The organism is Devosia sp. LC5, assembly GCF_000735585.1.
In the GTDB taxonomy this organism is placed as follows: domain Bacteria; phylum Pseudomonadota; class Alphaproteobacteria; order Rhizobiales; family Devosiaceae; genus Devosia.
Map to the genome: position 1 here is coordinate 1 of NZ_JNNO01000017.1, position 21,076 is coordinate 21,076.

Genomic DNA, 21,076 nt, shown 5'->3' on the forward strand with positions numbered 1-21,076 from the left:
GGGATAAGGTGGATAGATCGGGGCCGCCGCTGTTCCCAATATCACCGCGTCTGCCTCGGGCTCGATCCGAGGGCCTATCTGGTCCGGCGCAAGCGGTCAGTGGCCCTCGGGTCGAGCCCGAGGGAGAACGGTGGGGAGGAGAGATCGGCCCTCAAGTGTCAATCGACACGGTGGGGGAGTCCGGAGTGCCCCTGCCAGGGAGGCCTTACCGCCCGCTGCGGTAGTTCGGTGCTTCGCGGGTGATGGTCACGTCGTGGACGTGGCTTTCGCTGAGGGCGGCGCCGGAGATTTTGACGAAGACGGAATTGTCGCGGAACTCCTGCAGATCGTGGGCGCCGGTATAGCCCATGGAGGCGCGCAGGCCACCGGCGAGTTGATGCAGCACGGCGCCGGCAGCGCCCTTGTAGGGCACCTGGCCTTCAATGCCTTCGGGAACCAGTTTCATCTGGTCGCGCACGTCCTGCTGGAAATAGCGGTCGGCCGAGCCGGAGCCCATGGCGCCGACGGAGCCCATGCCACGGTAGGATTTGTAGGAGCGGCCCTGGTAGAGATAGACCTCGCCGGGGCTTTCGTCGGTGCCGGCCAAGAGCGAGCCGATCATCACGCAAGAAGCGCCGCCGGCCAATGCCTTAGCCATGTCGCCGGAGAATTTGATTCCGCCATCGGCGATGACCGGAACGCCCTGCTTGGCGCCCTCTTCGGCGCAGGCCATGACGGCGGCCAATTGCGGCACGCCGACGCCCGCGACGATGCGGGTGGTGCAGATCGAGCCGGGGCCGATGCCGACCTTGACCGAGTCAGCGCCCGCGTCGATCAGCGCTTTGACGGCCTCGGCCGTGGCAACATTGCCGGCAACGATGCGGGTGGAATTGCTCTCGCGCTTGACGCGCTCGACGGCCTCGGCAACGCGGACGGAATGGCCATGGGCGGTGTCGATGACGAGCAGGTCGACGCCCGCATCGATCAGTTGCAGCGAACGCTCGAAGCCCTGATCGCCCACGGTGGACGCGGCAGCGACGCGGAGGCGCCCCTGGGCGTCCTTGACGGCGTTGGGATTAAGCTGAGCCTTTTCGATGTCCTTGACGGTGATGAGGCCCGTGCAGCGGCCATCGGCATCAACGACAAGCAGCTTTTCGATGCGGTGCTTGTGCAGCAGCACCTTGGCTTCGTTCTTGGAGACGCCATCGCGCACCGTAACGAGGTTTTCATGCGTCATCAGCTCGGCAATACGCTGGGCCGGGTTGGAGGCGAAGCGCACGTCGCGATTGGTGAGAATGCCCACGAGCTTACCGATGGCGCGGCCACCCTTGCCGCCGTTTTCGACCACGGGAATGCCCGAAATGCGGTTGGCCTGCATCAGCGAGAGCGCATCGGCCAGGGTCGCATCGGGGCCGATAGTGATGGGATTGACCACCATGCCGGATTCGAAGCTCTTGACCTGGCGGACCTGTTCGGCCTGCTGCTCGGCGGTGAGGTTCTTGTGAATGACCCCGAGCCCCCCGGCCTGGGCCATGGCGATGGCCATGGCGCTTTCGGTGACGGTGTCCATGGCCGAGGAAATGATCGGCAGATTGAGCGCTATGTCCTTGGTGACATAGGTCGAAATATCGGTCTCGGTGGGGAGAACGTCCGAGCGCGCGGGCTGGAGCAGCACGTCGTCGAAGGTCAGCGCAGCGTCGCCGGTGATGGTGGTAATAATCTTCGCCAAGGCCAGACCTTTCCGGACTTCTGTGGAGCACAGAGATGAAGGAGTGTGAACCGGGCGAGAGACAGGCGCCGGGTTCAGGTTGGCGAGGGTCAATAGCACCGGGCGCCCGACTTGCATAGGGGGTGCGCGTGTCCACCAGCGCATGGCTCGAATGCCATTGGCGGGCCAATGCCCTCTGAGCGCGACAAAAATGCGCGGCTGGGCTTTGCAGGGGACGCCGAGGCGTTCATAGTCTGTAGGCTGGTTCACAGCCATACAAGATTCCCCCGGTGCAATGTCTCCGATCCGCGTTACCCCGCTCATTCTGGCGGTCGCCCTGTTCATGGAACAGATGGACTCGACCGTCATCGCAACATCGCTGCCCGCGATTGCCACCGATATCGGCACGGAACCGATTTCGCTCAAACTGGCGCTGACCTCCTATTTCGTGGCGCTCGCCATCTTCATTCCGATCAGCGGGTGGATGGCCGACCGATTCGGCGCCAAGAACATCTTCCGGCTGGCCATCTTTGTGTTCATGCTGGGCTCGCTGGCCTGTTCGTTTTCCTATTCGCTCGAGACCTTCGTGATCTCGCGATTCTTCCAGGGCATTGGCTCATCGATGATGACGCCGGTGGGGCGCCTGCTGCTGGTGCGATCGACGCCGCGCAATGAACTGGTCAATGCCATGGCGTGGCTCACGGTGCCGGCGCTGCTGGGGCCGGTGACGGGGCCGCTGATCGGCGGATTTTTGACCACCTATCTCAGCTGGCACTGGATTTTCTGGGTCAATATTCCGATCGGGATTGCCGGTATCATCCTCGCCGGGATTTTCCTCAAAGTGCCCGATGGACGCATTCCGCGGCCGATCGATTTCGTGGGCTTTATCCTCGCCAGCATTGCCTTTGCCGGCACCGTGTTCGGGCTGTCGGTGGTGAGCCTGCCGGCCCTGCCGCTGATTTATGGCTATCTGACGCTGGCCGTCGGGGTAACCGCGGGCATTCTCTATCTGCTGCATGCCAGGCGCACCGAATTCCCGCTGCTCGACCCGGCCTTGTTGCGCCACAAGCTGTTCCGCAGTTCGATCACCGCCGGATCGCTGTTCCGCATTGGCGTCGGCGCCGTACCGTTCCTGTTGCCGCTGATGCTGCAATTGGGATTTGGGCTCAATCCGTTCCAATCGGGCGCCATTACCTTCGTTTCGGCCATTGGTGCCATTGCCAGCAAGTTCATTGCCGAGCGCGTCTATCGGCGGTTCGGTTTTCCCCGCGCCCTGGGCTGGGCCTCGCTGCTGGGTGGGCTGCTGATCGCCGCGCAGAGCCTGTTCACGCCTGACACCTGGGTGCCGGTGATGATGGGCGTCTTGCTGCTGGGTGGCGTGTTGCGGTCGGTATTTTTCACCGGCAGCAATGCACTGGGCTATGCCGATATCAGCGACGATGAGGCCAGCCAGGCAACCGCCATTGTCGCAGTGGCGCAGCAACTCAGCGTCGCCTTTGGCGTGGCGGTGGCTGGCGGGCTGCTGGAATTGAGCACGCGGCTGCATGGCAATGCGCTTTCTCTAGTCGATTTTCAGCTCGCTTTTGTCGTGGTGGGCGTACTCAGCGCGTTTGCCAGCATTGTTTATTTCAGGCTGCCGGCCGATGCGGGCAGCAATGTTTCAGGTCATGGGGCACTCGCCGCCAGCAAGGAGTAGCCGGGCTTTTCGTCCGGTGTTCAGCAATTGTCGCGCATCACACCGCTTGTTCTTGCCACCGCCCTGTTCATGGAAAACATGGACTCAACGGTTATCGCCACTTCGCTCGCGGCTATCGCTGCCGATATCGGCACCGATCCGATTTCGCTCAAGCTGGCGCTGACCGCCTATCTGGTGGCGCTGGCCATTTTCATCCCGATCTCGAGCTGGATGGCCGACCGGTTCGGCGCGCGCAACGTGTTCCGCGTGGCTATGCTGGTGTTCATGATCGGCTCGGTGGCTTGTGCGTTTTCGGACTCGCTTGCCGCCTTCGTTGGAGCGCGGTTCGTGCAGGGCATGGGCGGGGCCATGATGGGGCCGGTGGCAAGGCTCGTGCTGGTGCGGGCGACACCGCGCCATCAATTGGTCAACGCCATGGCCTGGCTGACCATACCGGCGCTGATCGGGCCAATCGTGGGGCCGCCATTCGGGGGCTTTCTCACCACCTATTTCTCCTGGCACTGGATTTTCTTCATCAATGTGCCGATCGGCATAATGGGCATGCTGCTGGTCGGCCTGGTGCTGCCCAATGAGCAGCGCAATGCGCCGCGGCGCATCGATGGCAAGGGCTTTGTGCTGGCCGGGTCGGCCTTTGCCCTGTTCGCCTTCGGGTGTTCCGTGGTGAGCCTGCCGGCGCTGCCACCGATCTATGGAGCCGTCGCGGCGGCCATCGGGATCGGGCTGGGCGTGGTCTATGCAAGGCATGCGCTGCGCACGGAATACCCGCTGCTCGACCTGCGGCTGCTGGCCTTTCCCAATTTCCGCGTGGCGGTGGTGGCGGGCACATTCTTCCGCCTCGGCCAGGGGGCGACGCCGTTTCTGTTTCCGCTGATGCTGCAGCTCAATTTCGGCATGACGCCGTTCGAATCCGGCATGGTGACCTTTTCGGGGGCCATCGGGGCGCTGCTGGCCAAATTCGTCGCCAACTGGATTTTCGCCCGCTACGGCTTCAAATATCCGCTGGTCGTTTCGACAGCGATTTCCACGCTTGGCATTTTGGCCATGGGCTTTTACCAGCCCGACACCTGGATGCCGCTGATCCTGGCCATTCTGGTGTTTGTGGGCTTCTGGCAATCCACATTCTGGACCGGCTCGAATGCTTTCGTCTTTGCCGATATCGAGGACAAGGATGCCGGCCAGGCCAATGTGATCAGCCAGGTCTGGGGCCAGCTGATGTTCGCCATGGGCGTGGCGCTGGGTGGCGGCGTGCTGGAACTGGCGCACAAGCTGCGCGGTGGCGGCGAGCTGGTGCTATCGGATTTCCACATCGCCTTCTACGTGGTGGCAGCTGTGTGCGGCGTCTCGACGCTGATGTTCATGCGCCTGCCCAAGAATGCGGGCCACCAATTGCTGGGCGGTCCACACCTGCATTGAGCCTTGGGAGCAAGTTGAATGGCCAGCTGAGCCTAGCGGTCGTATTCCTCGTCGCCGGGCACGGTGTCATTGCTGCCCTTGAAGCCCTTGGCAATCAGATAGGCCTCGGCCGAATCCGAACGGCTGGAGGGGGGCTTGGCGTGCATGGTGGTTTTGAAATGGCGCTTGAGCATGTGCAGCAGTTCATGCTCGGTGCCGCCCTGGAACACTTTGGCGATGAATACGCCATTGGGCGCCAGCACGTCGAGCGCGAAGGCCGCCGCGATCTCGATCAGGTGGATGATACGGAGATGGTCGGTGCCGCGATGGCCGGTGGTCGGCCAGGCCATGTCGGACATGACGACATCAGCCTTGTGGCCGCCCATGGCCTCGATCAGCATGGCGGGCGCGTCTTCCTCGGTGAAATCCTTCTTGAGCAGGATGACGCCGGGAATGGGGTCCATTTCCAGATAATCGATGCCCACGACCAGCGGGTGCGCGTCGGTGGAGCCGGTGGCCTTGGCCGCCACCTGCGACCAGCCGCCAGGCGCCGCGCCCAGATCGACGACATGCATGCCCTTGCGGAAGAACTTATGCTTTTCGTCCATCTCCTTGATCTTGAACGCGGCGCGCGAGCGATAACCCTCGGCGCGGGCGCGCGCCACATAGGGATCGTTGAGCTGGCGTTGCAGCCATTTGGTGGACGAAACGGTGCGCCCCTTGCCCGATTTCACCCGGATCTTGAGGTCCTTGTCGGACTTGCGGCCGCCCGTGCCGAGAGCTTTATCAACCATTGCCTGTCCTTCGCGACGGGTAGCGGGATGCGCGATTGCGCGTACGGTCGGCGTCCATCAGCGAGATCAGAATGCCCTCACGCAGGCCGCGATCGGCGACACGCACACGTTCGGTGGGCCATTCGCGGCGGATCGCCTCGAAAATTGCGCAGCCGGGCAGGACCAGATCGGCCCGGTCCTTGCCTATGCAGGGATGGGCGACGCGCCGCTCGAATGGCATGCCGAGCAGCACTTTCATGGTCTGGTCGACCTCGCCGCGTTTCATCCATAGCCCATCGACCTTCTGCCGCTCATAGCGTTCAAGCCCCAGATGCAGCCCGGCCAGAGTCGTTACCGTCCCCGAAGTGCCAATCAGATGCACCGGATGGGTGCCGATCATGTGGCGCAACTTTTCGCGGCCGCGGAACTGGCGTAAATGCTCAGAGACATGGCTGACCATGGCCTCAAAAATCTGCGGCGTAACATCGACGCCGCCGAACTTTTCGGCAATGGAGACCACGCCCACCGGCAGCGATTGCCAGGAGCGAATCGAGGCCGACATGCGGCCCTGCGACTTTGGCCTTCCACCGCGGAAATCGAGCCAGGCGAGTTCGGACGAACCACCGCCAATGTCGAACATCAAAGCGCCCTGCGCCGTGCCCTCGATCAGATCGGCGCAGCCGGTCACGGCCAATTCGGCCTCGGTGCGACGATCCACGATCTCGAGATCGAGCCCCAGCTCTTCCTTGACGCGGACGAGGAAAGCCGGGCCATTTTCAGCGGCGCGGCAGGCTTCGGTGGCAATCAGGCGCATGCGCGCGGGCTGATGCTCGCGCAGCTTGTTGCGGCACTGGCGCAGCGCTTCTATGGTGCGTTCCATGGCCGCATCCGACAGGCGCCCGGTGACTGAAACGCCCTCGCCCAGCCGCACGATGCGGGTGAAGCCATCAAGCACGCGAAAACCATGATCATGCGGGCGGGCAATCAGCAGGCGGCAATTATTGGTGCCCAGATCAAGCGCCGCATAGATGGGGCCGCGGTGTTTGCGGGACGGATTGGGGGCGGGCTTTGTCCGCTGGTCCGCTCCGGGCCCTGGAGGCGGCGCCTCCCCTGCCCTTCCCATCTGTGCAAGGCCAGATGGGGCTCGGACTGCCACCTCTTCGTCCAGTGACGAAACCGCGGCAACGGACCGATCAGCATCGGTCACTATGGTCTCCTAGCGTGCGCGGTCGCGGAACCGGACTAGCCGATCGCGCCCGAACGCACTGTCATTGCGTGTCGAGAAGACGGTAGAGCAAGGGGGGCGGAAGCGCAATCCAAACGATAGCAGGGCAAAGGCGCATCACAGGCGCTTGCAATCTTTGCCACCATTGTCTATGCAGACCCCGCGCCGACGAGATGGTTCGCCCACCGCCCGCGCTTACCGGCCTTCCGGCTCATGCTGGGGAATAGTTCAACGGTAGAACAGCGGACTCTGACTCCGTCAATCTTGGTTCGAATCCAGGTTCCCCAGCCAAATTTCTTGTAAACGTCGTACAGGGTCCCGCACGCCGCCTCGAAGTGAGGTTCGGCGGGCGCTTCGGGTGCTTGCCCCGGGCTTGGTCGGGCGGTGCTGGCGATATGATCTGCTTTAGTGCCCGGAGGAGTTGGCGCTAAGCGCGGATTTGGCTCTGCAGGAAAGGCCTGCTTGATACTGGGAGCGGCATGTGACCCAAAACGGTGGCAGGTCTTCCGATCGGCTTGGCCCAGTGAAATCAGTACATTCTCAAGCGGATTTGAAATATTGCTGGTACAGACAATGGTTCAGAACGACAGCATCGCGGTTGCAAATTGCACAGGCCAGCAATCTCCGTAGTCATACCAGCGTATAATGCAGAATCCACTCTGCCGGAAACTGTCGAATCGGTTCGCGCTCAAACGCTTTCCAGTATCGAGATCATTGTCGTCGACGACGGCTCGATTGATGGTACGCGTTCCATTGCCCAGCAGCTGGCAGCGCAGGACCAGCGTATCCGCGTGATCTCGACGCGCAATGGCGGGGTGGCAGCAGCCCGCAATGTGGGGATTGAGGCGGCGGGGGCGGTTTATATTGCCCCGATCGATGCCGACGATCTGTGGCATCCTGACAAGCTATCGCGCCAATTGGCAATTCTGGAGGCACGGCCGGAGGTCTCGCTGGTCTATTCCAGCCGGCGGAATATCGACGAGGGCGGTGCCGTCACCAAGACGATTGCGCGGGCGACGCTCGCCGGCTGGGCATGTCACCGCCTGACCGCGTTCAATGCGGTGGGCAATGGCAGCGCCATCATGTTCCGCAGGGCGGACGCGCTGCAGGTGGGCGGCTATGATCGGCGGCTCAAGGAGCGCGGCGCGCAGGGCTGTGAGGACTTCCTGTTTCAAATCCGGCTGGCAATGCTTGGCGAGATCGCGTTGGATGACGGCTATCTCGTCGGCTATCGCAAGCGGGCCGATGCCATGTCCAACGATGACGGCGTCATGCTGCGCTCGCGGCTGCTGGCGCTCGACATTGTGGAGCAGGAATTGCCGGAACTGGCGACCACCGCCCGCGCCACCTATAAGAAGCACCAGTTTTTTCTGGGGCTGAAAGTGCTGGCAGAGGGCGATTGGCGCCAGGCAGCGGCATTGCTCGGCGACTGGACGAAGGACGCGAACCTGGCCTCGCTCGCGGACGGCCTGGGTTACGTGATGCATCGCCAGCAGACGCGCAAGGGTGCGACCGAGGTGGACAAGGAGCGGCGGCCCTTCGCGGATTACGCAGCAGATGAGAATGCCGCGACCGGTCTAAGCCCGCATTTGCGGCGTATTCTGGATGAAGTCGAGCCCCGCGACATTGCTTATGCCCACCTGCAAGGCGCGCTTCAGCGGGTGACAGGATAGCCAGCGAATTCCAGCCAGCCCAGCGTTCTGCGCTGTGCTTCGGGGAAGCTGACGATGGGTGCGTAGCCCAGTTCGATAGCGGCCTTGCCGTGCGGCAGTTTGCAGGCGCAGCGATGCAGCAGGCTTCGTTCGAGGCTGGCGACCGCCCGCTTGGGGCCGGAGCCCGGCTTTGCGGAGCCGCCCGCCATTTCACGAAAACCGGCCCGCAATGCTGCCTTGAGTGGGCGCGGCAGGGCTCGCGCAGCGCGACGCAGCTGGTGCATGGTTTGCAGGCGGGCAATGAGGCCGGGGGGCCGCTCCATGCCGGGTTGGGGCAGCTCGTCAAGTGAGAAGCCCAAGGCGTCAGCGACCGGTCGCAGTAATTCCGCCCAGGAGTAGGTTTCCGCGTCACCAAGCAGGTAGGCTTCGCCGTCTGCCGAGCCGGATATGAGGGCAAGCGTCATGGCGTGGATGAGATTATCCACATAGATGCCGTTGCATATGCCCGCGCCGCCATCGACGAGATAAGCGTCGCCGGCCAGCAATTCGTCGGCAAAACCGCCGATCCAATAGGAGCGCGGCCCGTAGACGATGCCGGGGCGCAGGATGGTGATTTCGACATTTCCCTGTTGCCGCAAGCTCATCAGCAGCCGTTCGGCGCGCACCTTGGCATTGTTGTATTCAATGGGCTGGCGGTCCGAGAGCGGGCTTTGTTCGGTCGTGCCAGGCGCGGGGGATTGCCCGTGGACTGAAGCGGAACTGAGATAGATCAGGCGTTTGACGCCAGCGGCCCCGGCAGCCCGATAGACCGGCTCGATTGCCGCGACAATGGTTTGCGGATCGCCGGCCATGGCATGGATGACGGCGGTGCAGCCGGCAAAGGCGGCTCGGAGTGCCCCCTCATCGCGGCCGTCCGCGATGCGGCCATCGAGCGCGAACCGGCTGGCCAAGGCCAGCGATTGCGCGCTGCGCACTACGGGCCTGACTTCATATTGCCCGCCAAGGGTCAGCATTTCGACGGCGCGATTGCCGATGAAGCCTCCGGCGCCCAGAATGGCGATGCGGTCGGTCATGATGGCCTCGACAGCGCGCGGGCACGGGCGCGTTCGCCGGGGCCCAACCATGGCAGGGTCATCGCGGCGCGATTGGCGTAGCAGGTTTCGATCAGGGCGATGGCTGGCAATATATCGGCGGCGCTGACGGCGTTCCTGCTGCCATCCAGCGCGGCTTCGATCTGCCTGGCAAAGGCCTGGTGGAAATCATCGCCTTGCGGCGCCCGCATCTGGGTGTCGGCGGTGTCGCCACCCGACAGAGCGAAGCGGAAATTGCGTGCATCATTCACCGGCCATTCCAGCCAGCCCCCGGCCCCCACGATGCGGTAAATATTAGGCTGAGCCCAATCGCGGCTGAGACGGATCTTGGCCTGGAAGCCAGGGTAATCCAACGTGACGAGGCAATTTGCCTCGACGCCGCCGAACGCGTCGTCCTCATAGGCAATCGTGTCTGGCTCGCCGAGCCACCAGATCAGCAGGTCCAGGCAATGGGTTCCGATATCCTGCAGCACGCCGCCGCCGGAGGATGCGCGGGAGAAATATCCCGAACCGGAAATGGGCCAGGAAAACGGGCCGCCTTCAAAGCAGGTGACGGCGGAAATCTGGCCCAATAGCCCCGACCGCACGATATCGCGGATGGCATTGGTCGCCGGGAACTGCCGGCGGACGTGGCCGACGAACAGAAGCCGGTTATTGCGAACAGAAGCCTCGATCATCTGCCGCGCCTGGGCGCTGCCAATGGCGAGCGGTTTTTCGCACAGCACGTGCTTTCCGGCATTCAAGGTGGCAATGACCTGATCGGCATGGGCCATGGGAGGGGATGCCACGATCAGCAGATCGGCGGGCAAGGCCAATAGGTCGTCGAAAGTTTGGGACACCTCGGTGCCACCAACCAGGCCGGCAAAGGCGTGAGCCTGTGCGGCGTTGGGATCAAAGGCCGTTATGCGGCCAATCCGGCCCTTTTGCTGCAGGATGGCGAGGGCGGGCGCGTAATAGAGCGTGCTGACGGCGCCGCATCCGGCGATGGCGATGTTTGCCGGTGTTGTGATCATGGTTGGGGCGCTCCCACCAGGGTTCGGGCCATGATTTTGATGGCGGGCCAGACAATGGATGGCGAGGCGTCGAGGCGGATGGCTTGCCAGAGCTGGGCGCGCGCAGCCGGTATATCGCCCAGGCGCAGCATGCGATCTGCCATGCCAAGCGAGGCGCGGGCATAGGTTCGCTTTGCCAAGGGTATGACGGCCTGCCGTGTTGCCGGCGGGAGATAGCCGGCAAAAATCTCGATGGCCTGGCGGGTATAGGCCATGTCGTCGCCCGAGCGAATGTGGCGGCCGGTATTGGATTGCAGATGCATGCGGTATTTTGCGAGCGGCCGGGGCTCGTACCAGACGGGATAACGGGCGGCGATGCGAACCCACATTTCCCAATCCTCGCTGCAGGCGAGACGCTGATCAAAGCCCCCGAGCGCGACATACACGCTGCGGCGCACGACGATGGACGGCGTCATGATGCGCTGCTCCCGCGCCAGCCGCGCCAGCTGGTCGGGCAGCGGGCCGGCATGGTCCTCTTCCTGCTCGGTCATGCCGAGATCGCGGCCGTCGTCATCGATGAAGCGGGTCCGGCAGAATGCCGCGCCAATTTCGGGCACGGCGTGGAAGCCATGCTCCAGCGCTTCGTAGAAACCCGGTTCGACCAGATCGTCGCCATGCAGCAAATGCACCACCTGCCCGCGGGCCCGCTGAAGGCAAGTGTGGAAATTGGCGATGTGACCGACATTGCGCAACTGGCGGGTGAATTGAACCCGGCCATTGCCAAGCCCGGCAACAATGGCGGCAGGGTCGTCCCGGCTGGAGGCGTCGTCGATGACTTCGATCTGCATCCGCTCGGGTCCCTGATCCTGCGCCAGTACGCTCGTCAGGGTTTGCCTGAGATAATCGCCGCTGTTGAAAGTGGGGATCATCACCGACCAGAACGGAACAGGCTGGTCGGACGGAGGCCGGCTCACGGCATCACGATGGCGCATATCGAGGATGGGAGCGCGGCTCATCGAAGCACCGAGGCTTTGGCGAGCCGCAGGCCGAGCCGGCCGAATGCGCCCCATGGCACGGCACGACCTACGCCGCCGCCGCGAAGGGCATAGGCGAAGGCCCGCCGCGATAGCTGCGGCTGGCCCTTGTCCAGATAATCCTCGGCCCAATCGTAGAACAACCGTGAGCATCCGGCGCGGGCCATGTCGTGATATTGGCCCCCAAGGCATCGATCCATGCTGGTGAGGAAGGCGAAGGTGCTGTCGAGTTTGCTGGACTCCGATTGCGGGCTGAACATGCCGCCTTCATGCAGCCGGTAGAGCGCAACCGGCTCTGGATCGAACGCCAATGGGCCCGAAATGGCGCAGAGGATATAGAGCGGCCAATCGGTGCGTGGGAAGAAACCGTGATACCAGGCCGGTATCGTGCGGATCGGGGCGAGGCGCAGCATTCCCGCAGCCGTCGCATAGGGATTGCCATGCCAGATCTGCGCCAGATCGACGCGGCGGGCTTGGGTTTGGGCCGTCCAGAGGGTGTCGGTCGGCGCCCTGTCCCGGATGATCCTGGCATTGAAGAAATGGCCGGCGCAGTCGGGATTGTTCAGCAGGAAATCGGCCTGCCGCTGCAGTTTGTCCGTGGCCGTCCAGCAATCGTCGCCGTCAAGCAGGGCGACGAACTCGCCTTGGGCAGCGTGCAGGCCGCGGGCCACGGTTTCGTTGCTGCGCAGATTGGTGTCCGAGAGGATCAGACGGATGCGGTCGGGGAAGCGGGCTGCATAGTCCTCGACGATTGCTCTTGTGCCATCGGTGGAGGCGTCCTCGCTGACGATGATCTCGACGTCGAAATTTGTTTGCTGGGCAAGTGCGCTATCGATGGCCGCAGCGATGAAGCCGGCGTGATTGTAGGTGACGATGAGCGCGGTCACGAGCGTCATTGCCGCCACCGGCGAATGGAGCGCTCAACGCGGCGCGTCGCCCGCTTGGCGCGCAGATAGGCAAGGTCGGCGCTGCGCTGCAGGCCGGGTGGGGCATAGGGCGCCCGCGCGAGCCGCAAGGCCCGCCTCAGGGCCGTTTTGCCACCCAGATATTGCGCGACCCAATCGAGAAAAGCAGCGCGGGAGCGATGCTCGGCATGGCGCTGATATTGCCCGGACTTGCTCGCCTCGGCGGACACGGAGTGCTCGTGCTGGCGATATCGCGACAGGCAGCGGTCGTGAATGAAGACCGGATAGCGCAGGAACAGCTTGGTCCAGAGCGTCTGGTCTTCGTAGAGGGTGAATTGCTCTTCGAAGCCTCCGGTTTCGGCAATGGCGGAGCGGCGGATCAGTACGGCGCAGGTGCAGGGCACATGCCAATCGAGCGACAGGATGACTTTGGAGACCAGTGCCGGCGGCCTATGCAGGCGGTTGGCCTGCCGCTGCATCGGTTCGACCCAGCGCCAGGGCCGCTCCCCGTCGCGCCACCATAGCGTGGGACCATAAACCATCGCAGCTTCGGGATGGGCATCCAGCAGGGCAAGTTCGGTTGCGAGCTTTTGCGGCTCGTAAAGATCGTCGGCATCGAGAAAGGCGACGAACTCGCCCCTGGCCTGTGCGAGGCCGGCATTGCGTGCAGCGGCGGCGCCGTGCCGCGCATTGGCGGGCCGCGAGACCGTGCGGATGCGGGCATCGCCGGTGGCCGCGGCGGCGGCGATTGCCGGGCTGGCATCGGTCGAGCCGTCATCGATCAGCAGGAGCTCCCAGTCGGTCTCGGTCTGGGCCAGGACGCTCGCAATGGCCGCCAGCAGGAAGCGCTCGGCGTTCAGGACCGGGGTGATGATGGAGACCTTTGGCATCTAGCGGGCCCTCAGCCAGGAGGGGCGGCGAGGCTTGATCATGGCCCAGCACGTTTGGGCCCCCAGGCGAGCAATCTGAGCGAGCACGTTCAATTGTGCCGGTGCGCGGCGAACAACATATCCGGCGAACCAGAGGAGGAATGCCAGATGCGCCCGGGCATCGCCGCCGCTGCCGGCAGATTTGGCCGAGAAACTCTCCTTGTGCTGGCGATAATGGGCCCAATTGCGCGAGGAAATGTAGGCCGGCGCCTCCAGCAGGGCCTTGGCGAAAAATACCTGATCCTCGAACATGCCGCGAAACCGGCTCTCAAAGCCCCCCAGATCACGCAGGAAAGTGCTGCGCATCAGCGCATTGCAGGTCGTGGGCGTCTGGCTCCGGTTTTCCAGCAGGATAGTCAGCAGGCCGGGCGGCACCACGATGCGGTCCGGCGCGGTGCCGAGATCGTAGAAGAAGTCATCGGCCGCCTGGCCGGTTCGCCAGGAATGCCAGATCAGGGTGCGGCCATAGATCATCTGGGCGTCGGGGTGGCGGTCTAGCAACGCCACCTGTTCGGCCAGCTTGTGCGGCAGCCAGATGTCGTCGCAATCGAGAAACCCGATCAGCGGGGCCCGGGCAGCGGCGATGCCCAGATTGCGCGTGGCGCTCATGCCGTGATTGGCCCTATCGGGATGGGCAATACTGCGGATGCGGGTGGGGTGGCGATCGGCGTAATCGCGGGCGATTTCGAGGCCGCGGTCGCTGGAGCCGTCGTCGGCGATGATCAATTCCCAATCGGGGAAGCTCTGCGCCACCACGCTGTCGATCGCCTCGGCCAGATAGCGGTCGCCATTATAGACGATGATGATGGCGGTGACCCGGGGCTCAACCATGACTGGCGATCAGACGTTCGAAACTGGCGGTGTCGAGATTGCCGATGGCGACACGCGGCAGGGCAAAGCGATCGGCGCGGCGTCTTATGGCATCCGCAACCGTCGTACAGGCAAACTGCACGCCGCTTGATCGCGCTGCGGCCAGTGTCTCCTTGTTGTAATCGCCGAACGGAAAAGCGAGCCCCTGGGGTTCGATGCCGAGTGTTTCCACGATCCAATTGCTGCTGCGGCTGATTTCCTCGGCCTGTGCTGGCGCAGCTAGATGGGGCAGCGATGGATGACTCATGGTGTGGGCGCCGAAGTCGAGAACGCCCGGCTGAGAAAACGCCCGCAACTGTTCCTCGGTCATGCAGCGATCGCTGGCGGGGGCATCAGCGGGAATGCCGGCCCATGCCACCAGGGTGGCAAGGTGCCCTGCCCGCTCGGTGTCGCCCATGAATTTGAGAGCGGCCCAGACTTCGTCGTGGACCTTGCGGCGTGTGTCGGTTCGTACATCCCAGGCTAGACTCTTGCCGTCGTGGTCCAGCGTCAATTGCGCCGGCAGGTCCGGCGTTGCCAGGAAAATCCGGGTCAGGGTGTCCCACCAGAAACCGCCAGGCTGGCCGACAAAAGCGGGCGGCAGGAAAACGGTGGCCGGACAGGTATAGCGCGCCAGCAAAGGCTTGGCATTGTCCAGCAGGTCGACATAGCCATCGTCGAAAGTGATGGCGGCAGCGCGGGGCGCGGATTGTCCCCGCTCGAGGCGCTCCACCAGCCAGGACAGGGGGACGATGTCGCGCCTGGCACGCAGAATCTGGAGCTGCATCGCGAACCGGTCCGGCGATACGGCCAGCTCCCAAGGGTCGTGGTCGAGATCGGCAATGCGGTGGTACATCAGGATCAGCGGGCGCTCGCCGCCCAGCAGGCGACGGACAGTCCGCGCCATTCCGCCCAATGTGCTGCGGGCGCTCATAGCGCCTTCCTGGCACTGGCCGCGACGATGACCGGGCAGAGCGGGTCATCCACATCGAGGTCCTGGGGGCGCATTTCGTGCTCGGCAAAGCCATAGAGAAAGGCCGATGCCGCAAGGACGTTGCCATAGGCGTTGACGGCAATGTCACTAGCGGCGAACCGCGTTTCCAGCAGCTTGCGCAGCCCGGCCGGCGAGATGGCCCAATACCAGATCGTATTCCACTCACCCTTATCGATCGAGGTGATCCAGGGAACGGTGACGAGGACGGAGCCGCCGGGCTTCAATGCCTTCCAGATCGTCGCGATGGCTGCGGGCATGTCGAAGATCAGGTGCAGCGTCTGGGTGAGGACGATGCAGTCGAAGGTGTCGTCTGGCAGGTTATGTACGCCGGATATGTCCCCGACATAGGTTACCCCGGGCTGCCCGGCGAAGCGGTGAAATGCCTGTGCTGACACTACACGATCGCCGCCGAACTGGACGGTGTATGAGGTATCGCCGATTTCCAGCACATGCCCGTGGATCAGTTGCGCATGGCGCGCCAGAAAGTCCTCGACATAATGCCGATCGAGCGGCTTGCCGCGATCATAGCCAAATTCGGTACTGACCCGTTCGGTGCCGAGCCCCGAAAAGGGGCCACGCGCAGCCGGACTATCGCGCTTGGTCCGGCGCCGCATGAAGCGCCGGAGATCGGAGCCAATGAGCCGGCTTGCCGCGCCGGGAAACGGCAGCATGAACGAAGCGGTCTGGGAGAGTGATTTGCCCACCCGCCGGCCTGACCTGACGGAGGCTTTGAGGCGGTTTAGTTGCGCTGAACCATAATAGTCGAACCAATAGCGCAGGCCACGCTGCCGGGCCGCTTTCCAGAGCGGGTTGGTGCCGGCAATTGCCTTCTGCTTGTTCAGCACAAGGCGGACCGCCTTGTTCATGCGGGCGAGGTCGGACGACATGTTGCTGTCGTGCTGGCGATATTCGGCCAGCACTTCGGGGCCGCAACTGACGGCATGGTCACGCGCCATGCGCAGATAGACGTCATAGTCTTCGCAGGCCGGCAGCGCGGTGTCGAAGCCGCCAATGGCGGCCAGCAGATCCCGCCGGTAGAGTACGGTTCCATGCATGCCGATGCAGTTCTGCGTCAGCAATGTCTGGTAAGGGTCCCTTCCGATCGGACGCAACGCGCATTCCTTGCGCCAGTCGGGCTCGGTGCCGAATAGCCGGTAGGCGCCATAGACGAAGCCGCAATCGGGGTGCGCTTCGATGCGGCGGACCAGCGTTTCGAGGGCAATTTCGGTGAGACGATCATCGGCATCGAGGAACAGGATATAGCGGCCATGCGCGGCCCTGAGCCCGGTGTTGCGCGCCGCAGACAGGCCCTGATTGGGCTGGTGGATGATCTCCACGCCGGCAAATTCGGAGACGACCGTTTCGGGGTGGTCGCCGGAACCATCGTCGACAACGATGATTTCACCGGCGGAACGGGTCTGCGCACGGATACTCTGAAGGGCCTCTCCCAGATATCTGGCGTGGTTATAGGTGGTGACGATGACGGAAACCTTCATGTGAGTTTCTCGCTCGTCCAGTCCAGCCGTGGCCGCACGGCGCCCTCCCATTTGCCGTACCAGCCGAAGCGTCCATACGGATTGTCGAGAATTTCGAAGGTGAGCAGATCGGGGATGGACAGCAGCACTTCGCCCCGGTCGCGCAGCTCCACGGACACCCGATAGGTGCCGTCATTCATGAGATCACCGGGCACCACGCACCGCTCGCGTCGGCGGCCGGCTGCCGTTGCGACCGGCTCCTCATTGGGGCCGGCGTCGAAAATCACGACACCGTCCTCGTTGGTTACCACGAGGCCCGCATTGAGATGGGCGCCCTCGCGCAGATTGTCGTATTCAAAGCTCATGGCAAAGCTCTGCCGCACATCTATCGGCGCGCCCGGCTCAGCGCCGACCGCCTCGACCCGGGCATTGCGCAGGCGGATCGAGGCATTGCCCGGCGCTTTGTCCGCATCGGGCCAATCGCGCGCGATCCCGCCGGCAGTGTGTTCAGTTCCTGCATAACGCGCGATGACGCTGGCGGTCGGCCCATCGGCCGCTATCGTGCCGCGGTCGAGCCATATGGCGCGCCGGCAGATGGCCTGGATGGCGATGAGGCTATGGCTGATGAAAATCACCGTGCGCCCGTCATGGGCGATGGAGTCCATGCGATTGAGGCATTTCTGCTGGAACTTGTAGTCGCCCACGGCGAGCACCTCGTCGACCAGCAGGATATCGGTGTCGAGATGGGCGGCCACTGCGAAAGCAAGCCGCATATACATGCCGCTGGAATAGCGTTTCACCGGCGTATCAAGGAAGGCCTCGACCCCGGAGAAGTCGATGATCTCGTCAAAATGCCGTTTCACATCGGCCCGATGCATGCCCAGAATGGCGCCGCTGAGATAGACATTGTCCCGCCCGCTCAGTTCGGGATGAAAGCCGGTGCCGACTTCCAGCAATGAGCCGATCCGGCCGCGATAATTCACCGACCCCCGCGTCGGTGGCGTTATGCGAGACAGGATTTTGAGCAGCGTACTCTTGCCGGCGCCGTTCTCCCCCACCAGGCCGACGACCTCGCCGGGGGCGATTTCGAATGACACGCCCTTGAGCGCCCAGAAGTCCTCTGCGCCATTGCCCGCGGACTTGCCCCGCTTGCCTGGCAGCATGGAGGCGGCGGTGGCGCCAAGCAGTTCCGCCATGGTCGAGGCCCCCCCATTGTGGCCTAACCGATAGCGCTTGGCGATGTCACGAGCTTCGATTGCCGGCAGCATGAGCGGTTCCTAGATGAGATCGGCAAAGCTGCGTTCGAGCCGCATGAAAACGAAAATACCGCAGGCGAGCAGCACCATAGCCGTGACGGCGGAGACGGCGACAAGCGGCCAGGGATCGGCGGATGAGCCGAGCAGCACCCAGCGGAAGCCTTCGACCACGCCGGCCATCGGATTGAGCCCGAGCAGCGGGCGCAGCGCTTCCGGAACCAGACTGGCGGGATAGACCACGGGCGTGGCAAACAGGCCCAATTGCAGCAGCAGCGGCACGAGATGGCGGACGTCGCGATAGCGCACATTCAGCGCCGCCAGAATGGCACCCAGCCCCAGTGCCGATGCCAGGGCAATGGCCGTCAAGGGGATCAATAATGGTAGCCGGACACTGGGCACGATGCCGGCCATGGCCAGGACCGGAACCAGGAATGCCAGGGCGATTGCCAGATCGAGCAGAGGCGACAGGATCGCGGACAGCGGCAGCGACAGGCGCGGAAAATAGACTTTCTCGATCAGCGAAGCATTGTTGATGGCGCTGTTGGCGGCGTTGGTAAGGGCCTGGGAAAAGTAGTTCCAGGCGGTCAGCGCGCAGATGCTGAACGCCCAATAGGGCTGCCCATCGGAGGCAACCTTGACCAGGGTGCCGAAAATCAAGGTGAAGACGACCATGGTGAAAAACGGCGGCACCAGCGCCCAGGCCGCGCCGAAGAAGGTCTGACGATAGCGTACCTTGATGTCGCGCCAGACCAGGAAGGCCACGAGATCGCGATTGGCCCATACTTCGCCCAGATAGGCGAGAATCGAACCCCGGTCCGGCGTGATGAGCGTGGCGTGCCGATCAGGCTGTTCTGACATCAGGGCTCCAGCAGATGTTGGCCAGCGACCATTTCAATCGATCACGCCGGGATCAGCATGTCCTTGCGGAACCATTCCGTGCTCAGCAGCACCCCTTCTTCGTAAGGGATGGCGCATTTCCAGCCCGGCAAGATCCGGTTGCACAATGCCAGGTCGGGGCGGCGATTGGTGGGGTCCTGCACCACGGGGGGCAGAAACACGATCGGGGATTTGGGAAAATGGCTCTGGATAAACTCAGCCACTTCAAGCACCGAAATCTCGCGATCATTGCCGATATTGAGCGGGCCGGGATAATCGGTGCCGTCGCGCCAGAAATAGCGTTCGAGCGCTTCCACGATGTCATCGACATGGCCCCAGCTGCGGGTCTGGGAGCCGTCCCCATAGACGGTGATCGGCTTGCCCTGCAGTGCCTGGGTGATGAAATTGGAGACGGCGCGACCATCATCGGGGCGGGTGCGCGGGCCATAGACGTTGAACAGGCGCGCGACTTTGACGCGCGTACCGTGTACCCGGTGAGCCTCGAACAGCATCGCCTCGACACATCTCTTGCTTTCGTCATAGGACGAGCGGGGGCCGGTGCAATCGACAGAACCACGGTAGGTTTCCGGCTGCGGCGTGATGACCGGATCACCATAGACTTCGGAGGTGGAAGTATATCCGATCACACCGCCTGGCTTGAGCAGGTTCAGCAAATTGAGCGCACCGACGACATTGGCCGAAATGGTGCGCAATGGCTGTGTCATGTACCAGGGCGGCGATGCCGGAGACGCCAGATGATAGATTTCATCGAACTTGGTGCCGGACGTGAAAGTTTCTACGTCCGATTGTATAAATTCGACGCGCGCATCGGAAATCGCAGCCAGATTTTCAAGCCGGCCGGTCCATAGATTATCGACTATGACCAGCCGCTCGATATCGTTGCGCCGGCAAATTCGATCTGCCAAATGTGAGCCGATAAACCCGCAACCTCCAGCAAGAAGTACTTTCTTCATATTGCATTCCTTGCCGACCCACATCGACCTATTGCAGTCTAAAACAACGTTATATTACCAACAACTTGCCTGCAACTTTGCTTTTGGGTTTACCTTAATCTCCGCAACGGCCGTAGTGAGACCTCTCCACCCAAAGCAGGTCGCGGGATAACAACGCCGCTCACATCCCAACATTGGCTTTGCTGGCTCGCACCAGCTATCAAGGTCACTCGTGCCCTGCAGGATCAAACGTGCCATGACCAGTCGAGCCAATGCCCAAAATCAGGTCCGCAAGCGGCCGGCGACCATTGTGGATGTGGCAGAGGTGGCGGGGGTGGCGATCGGGACCGTGTCGCGGCATCTCAATGGACAGCCCGTGCGCGCGAGCAATCGCGATCAGATCGAGCGGGCCATTGCTGCGCTGGGTTACCGGCGCAATTCCACTGCCGTTGCCATGAAAACCAATACCAGCCGCATTGTCGGCTTCCTGGTGCCGGCGCTGGGCGAGTTTCATGCGGCCATGCTTGAGCAATTGTCGCGCCAGATGCGGCTTTCGGGGCGCGCCGTGCTGTCGTTCTGTCACAATACCCAACCCGCCACGATCCGCGAAGGGCTCGAGTTTTTTGCTGCGCACCGGGTCGATGCTCTGGTGATGGACGGCGAGGAGAGCATCCGCCACGAAGTGCTGCGCCATATCGACGAGGGGCTGGTTGTCGTGCTGTACGACAATGACATTCCCGGCCTGCCGGTGGACCGGGTGTTCGTGGACAACCGCAAGGCCAGCGCCCGCGCCGTCAACCATTTGCTCGAGCTGGGGCATGAGCGGATTGCCACCATTCACGGCAGCCAGCGCGACTCGGCGGGTCGCGAACGCCTGGCGGGCTATCACGATGCCTTCGCTGCCCGCGGGCTTACCCCGGACCCCATTTTGGTGATGGACGGACAATGGGCCGAAATCCGCGGCTATGAGCGCATGCGCGAATTGCTCACGCTGGCCAATCCACCGACGGCCGTGTTCTGCGCCAATTATAACATGACACTGGGCGGGCTGGCCTATCTGCATGAAGCGGGAATCCAGATCCCGCGCGATCTGTCGTTGGTGAGTTTCGACGATGTGCCGGCCTTGCGCCTGCACAATCCGGCCATCACGGCTGTCGGCCAGCCCATAGCCGAGGTCGCCGAAGCCATCGCCCACATTGTGGATGCAAGGCTGGCCGATCCTTCGGCCATGGGGCGGCACGAGCAACGGATCGATTGCGGCATCACCCTGCGGGATTCGACGCGCCGCCTCAAATAG

18 protein-coding genes and 1 tRNA gene are annotated in these 21,076 nt (G+C 63.0%); 5 read left to right on the top strand and 14 right to left on the bottom strand.

The features are described from left to right. Positions 1-205: 205 nt before the first annotated feature. Positions 206-1,708, bottom strand: coding sequence for an IMP dehydrogenase (gene guaB, locus FF80_RS10620; RefSeq protein WP_035100136.1), 1,503 nt, complete (start codon positions 1,706-1,708; stop codon positions 206-208). A 274-nt stretch (positions 1,709-1,982) separates the two neighbouring features. Here guaB and FF80_RS10625 point away from each other — a divergent pair, with 274 nt between their 5' ends. Next, positions 1,983-3,383 carry an MFS transporter gene (locus FF80_RS10625; protein WP_035100137.1) on the top strand — a complete coding sequence of 467 codons (1,401 nt, stop codon included), beginning with the start codon at positions 1,983-1,985 and terminating at the stop codon, positions 3,381-3,383. Positions 3,384-3,410: 27 nt separating this feature from the next. Then, positions 3,411-4,796, top strand: coding sequence for an MDR family MFS transporter (locus tag FF80_RS10630; protein WP_052153405.1), 1,386 nt, complete (start codon positions 3,411-3,413; stop codon positions 4,794-4,796). Positions 4,797-4,828: 32 nt separating this feature from the next. On the opposite strand, the gene FF80_RS10635 is transcribed toward FF80_RS10630, so the two are convergent. Together FF80_RS10635 and FF80_RS10640 are read right to left on the bottom strand one after the other, a co-directional pair. After that, positions 4,829-5,569, bottom strand: coding sequence for an RlmE family RNA methyltransferase (locus FF80_RS10635; RefSeq protein ID WP_035100138.1), 741 nt, complete (start codon positions 5,567-5,569; stop codon positions 4,829-4,831). Further along, the gene (locus FF80_RS10640; RefSeq protein ID WP_244445754.1) at positions 5,562-6,755 is read right to left on the bottom strand and encodes a Ppx/GppA phosphatase family protein; all 1,194 of its coding nucleotides are present in this window, start codon (positions 6,753-6,755) and stop codon (positions 5,562-5,564) included. Before FF80_RS10640 ends, FF80_RS10635 begins: the two co-directional genes overlap by 8 nt. 235 nt (positions 6,756-6,990) lie before the next feature. On the opposite strand from FF80_RS10640, the gene FF80_RS10645 reads away from it, so the two are divergent. After that, positions 6,991-7,064, top strand: a tRNA-Gln gene (locus FF80_RS10645). A gap of 314 nt (positions 7,065-7,378) precedes the next feature. After that, a complete protein-coding gene (locus FF80_RS20970; protein ID WP_052153407.1) occupies positions 7,379-8,446 on the top strand; it encodes a glycosyltransferase family A protein in 1,068 nt (355 codons plus the stop codon). Here FF80_RS20970 and FF80_RS10655 read toward each other — a convergent pair. Genes FF80_RS10655 through FF80_RS10710 form a run of 11 tightly spaced genes read right to left on the bottom strand, consistent with a single transcriptional unit; the run spans position 8,428 to position 19,800 of the window. Then, positions 8,428-9,498: an NAD(P)-dependent oxidoreductase gene (locus FF80_RS10655; protein WP_035100139.1), complete on the bottom strand. Its 1,071-nt coding sequence runs from the start codon at positions 9,496-9,498 to the stop codon at positions 8,428-8,430. The two genes, FF80_RS20970 and FF80_RS10655, sit on opposite strands and share 19 nt — an antisense overlap. Further along, positions 9,495-10,529 carry a Gfo/Idh/MocA family oxidoreductase gene (locus tag FF80_RS20975; RefSeq protein ID WP_052153408.1) on the bottom strand — a complete coding sequence of 345 codons (1,035 nt, stop codon included), beginning with the start codon at positions 10,527-10,529 and terminating at the stop codon, positions 9,495-9,497. The genes FF80_RS10655 and FF80_RS20975 overlap by 4 nt, the downstream gene beginning before the upstream one ends. Continuing rightward, positions 10,526-11,524 carry a glycosyltransferase gene (locus FF80_RS10665; RefSeq protein ID WP_052153409.1) on the bottom strand — a complete coding sequence of 333 codons (999 nt, stop codon included), beginning with the start codon at positions 11,522-11,524 and terminating at the stop codon, positions 10,526-10,528. Before FF80_RS10665 ends, FF80_RS20975 begins: the two co-directional genes overlap by 4 nt. Next, a complete protein-coding gene (locus FF80_RS20980) occupies positions 11,521-12,438 on the bottom strand; it encodes a glycosyltransferase (protein WP_052153410.1) in 918 nt (305 codons plus the stop codon). Before FF80_RS20980 ends, FF80_RS10665 begins: the two co-directional genes overlap by 4 nt. After that, entirely contained in the window at positions 12,435-13,337 is a 903-nt protein-coding gene (locus tag FF80_RS10675; protein WP_052153411.1) for a glycosyltransferase, read from the bottom strand. Before FF80_RS10675 ends, FF80_RS20980 begins: the two co-directional genes overlap by 4 nt. Further along, the gene (locus FF80_RS10680; protein ID WP_052153412.1) at positions 13,338-14,207 is read right to left on the bottom strand and encodes a glycosyltransferase family A protein; all 870 of its coding nucleotides are present in this window, start codon (positions 14,205-14,207) and stop codon (positions 13,338-13,340) included. Then, a complete protein-coding gene (locus tag FF80_RS10685) occupies positions 14,200-15,159 on the bottom strand; it encodes a polysaccharide deacetylase family protein (protein WP_035100140.1) in 960 nt (319 codons plus the stop codon). The genes FF80_RS10680 and FF80_RS10685 overlap by 8 nt, the downstream gene beginning before the upstream one ends. After that, positions 15,156-16,715 carry a glycosyltransferase gene (locus FF80_RS20985; RefSeq protein WP_052153413.1) on the bottom strand — a complete coding sequence of 520 codons (1,560 nt, stop codon included), beginning with the start codon at positions 16,713-16,715 and terminating at the stop codon, positions 15,156-15,158. The genes FF80_RS10685 and FF80_RS20985 overlap by 4 nt, the downstream gene beginning before the upstream one ends. After that, positions 16,712-17,962 (bottom strand): ABC transporter ATP-binding protein, encoded by a 1,251-nt coding sequence (locus FF80_RS10700; protein WP_035100144.1) that lies wholly within the window; start codon positions 17,960-17,962, stop codon positions 16,712-16,714. The genes FF80_RS20985 and FF80_RS10700 overlap by 4 nt, the downstream gene beginning before the upstream one ends. Before the next feature lie 9 nt (positions 17,963-17,971). Then, on the bottom strand, positions 17,972-18,808 hold the full coding sequence (locus FF80_RS10705; protein ID WP_035100145.1) for an ABC transporter permease: 837 nt from the start codon (positions 18,806-18,808) through the stop codon (positions 17,972-17,974). Between the two features lie 41 nt (positions 18,809-18,849). Further along, a complete protein-coding gene (locus tag FF80_RS10710; protein WP_035100232.1) occupies positions 18,850-19,800 on the bottom strand; it encodes an NAD-dependent epimerase/dehydratase family protein in 951 nt (316 codons plus the stop codon). Between the two features lie 235 nt (positions 19,801-20,035). Between FF80_RS10710 and FF80_RS10715 the strand changes: the two genes are divergently transcribed. Next, the gene (locus FF80_RS10715) at positions 20,036-21,076 is read left to right on the top strand and encodes a LacI family DNA-binding transcriptional regulator (protein WP_052153414.1); all 1,041 of its coding nucleotides are present in this window, start codon (positions 20,036-20,038) and stop codon (positions 21,074-21,076) included.

Excerpts from the sequence above, each read along its gene's own strand:
- FF80_RS10685 (WP_035100140.1), bottom strand. The coding sequence starts at position 15,159 with ATGAGCGCCCGCAGCACATTGGGCGGAATGGCGCGGACTGTCCGTCGC.
- FF80_RS10665 (WP_052153409.1), bottom strand. The coding sequence starts at position 11,524 with ATGAGCCGCGCTCCCATCCTCGATATGCGCCATCGTGATGCCGTGAGC.
- FF80_RS10715 (WP_052153414.1), top strand. The coding sequence starts at position 20,036 with ATGACCAGTCGAGCCAATGCCCAAAATCAGGTCCGCAAGCGGCCGGCG.
- FF80_RS20980 (WP_052153410.1), bottom strand. The coding sequence starts at position 12,438 with ATGACGCTCGTGACCGCGCTCATCGTCACCTACAATCACGCCGGCTTC.
- FF80_RS10680 (WP_052153412.1), bottom strand. The coding sequence starts at position 14,207 with ATGGTTGAGCCCCGGGTCACCGCCATCATCATCGTCTATAATGGCGAC.
- FF80_RS10675 (WP_052153411.1), bottom strand. The coding sequence starts at position 13,337 with ATGCCAAAGGTCTCCATCATCACCCCGGTCCTGAACGCCGAGCGCTTC.
- FF80_RS10700 (WP_035100144.1), bottom strand. The coding sequence starts at position 17,962 with ATGCTGCCGGCAATCGAAGCTCGTGACATCGCCAAGCGCTATCGGTTA.
- FF80_RS10710 (WP_035100232.1), bottom strand. The coding sequence starts at position 19,800 with ATGAAGAAAGTACTTCTTGCTGGAGGTTGCGGGTTTATCGGCTCACAT.
- FF80_RS10625 (WP_035100137.1), top strand. The coding sequence starts at position 1,983 with ATGTCTCCGATCCGCGTTACCCCGCTCATTCTGGCGGTCGCCCTGTTC.
- FF80_RS10705 (WP_035100145.1), bottom strand. The coding sequence starts at position 18,808 with ATGTCAGAACAGCCTGATCGGCACGCCACGCTCATCACGCCGGACCGG.
- FF80_RS20985 (WP_052153413.1), bottom strand. The coding sequence starts at position 16,715 with ATGAAGGTTTCCGTCATCGTCACCACCTATAACCACGCCAGATATCTG.
- FF80_RS10655 (WP_035100139.1), bottom strand. The coding sequence starts at position 9,498 with ATGACCGACCGCATCGCCATTCTGGGCGCCGGAGGCTTCATCGGCAAT.
- FF80_RS10635 (WP_035100138.1), bottom strand. The coding sequence starts at position 5,569 with ATGGTTGATAAAGCTCTCGGCACGGGCGGCCGCAAGTCCGACAAGGAC.
- FF80_RS20975 (WP_052153408.1), bottom strand. The coding sequence starts at position 10,529 with ATGATCACAACACCGGCAAACATCGCCATCGCCGGATGCGGCGCCGTC.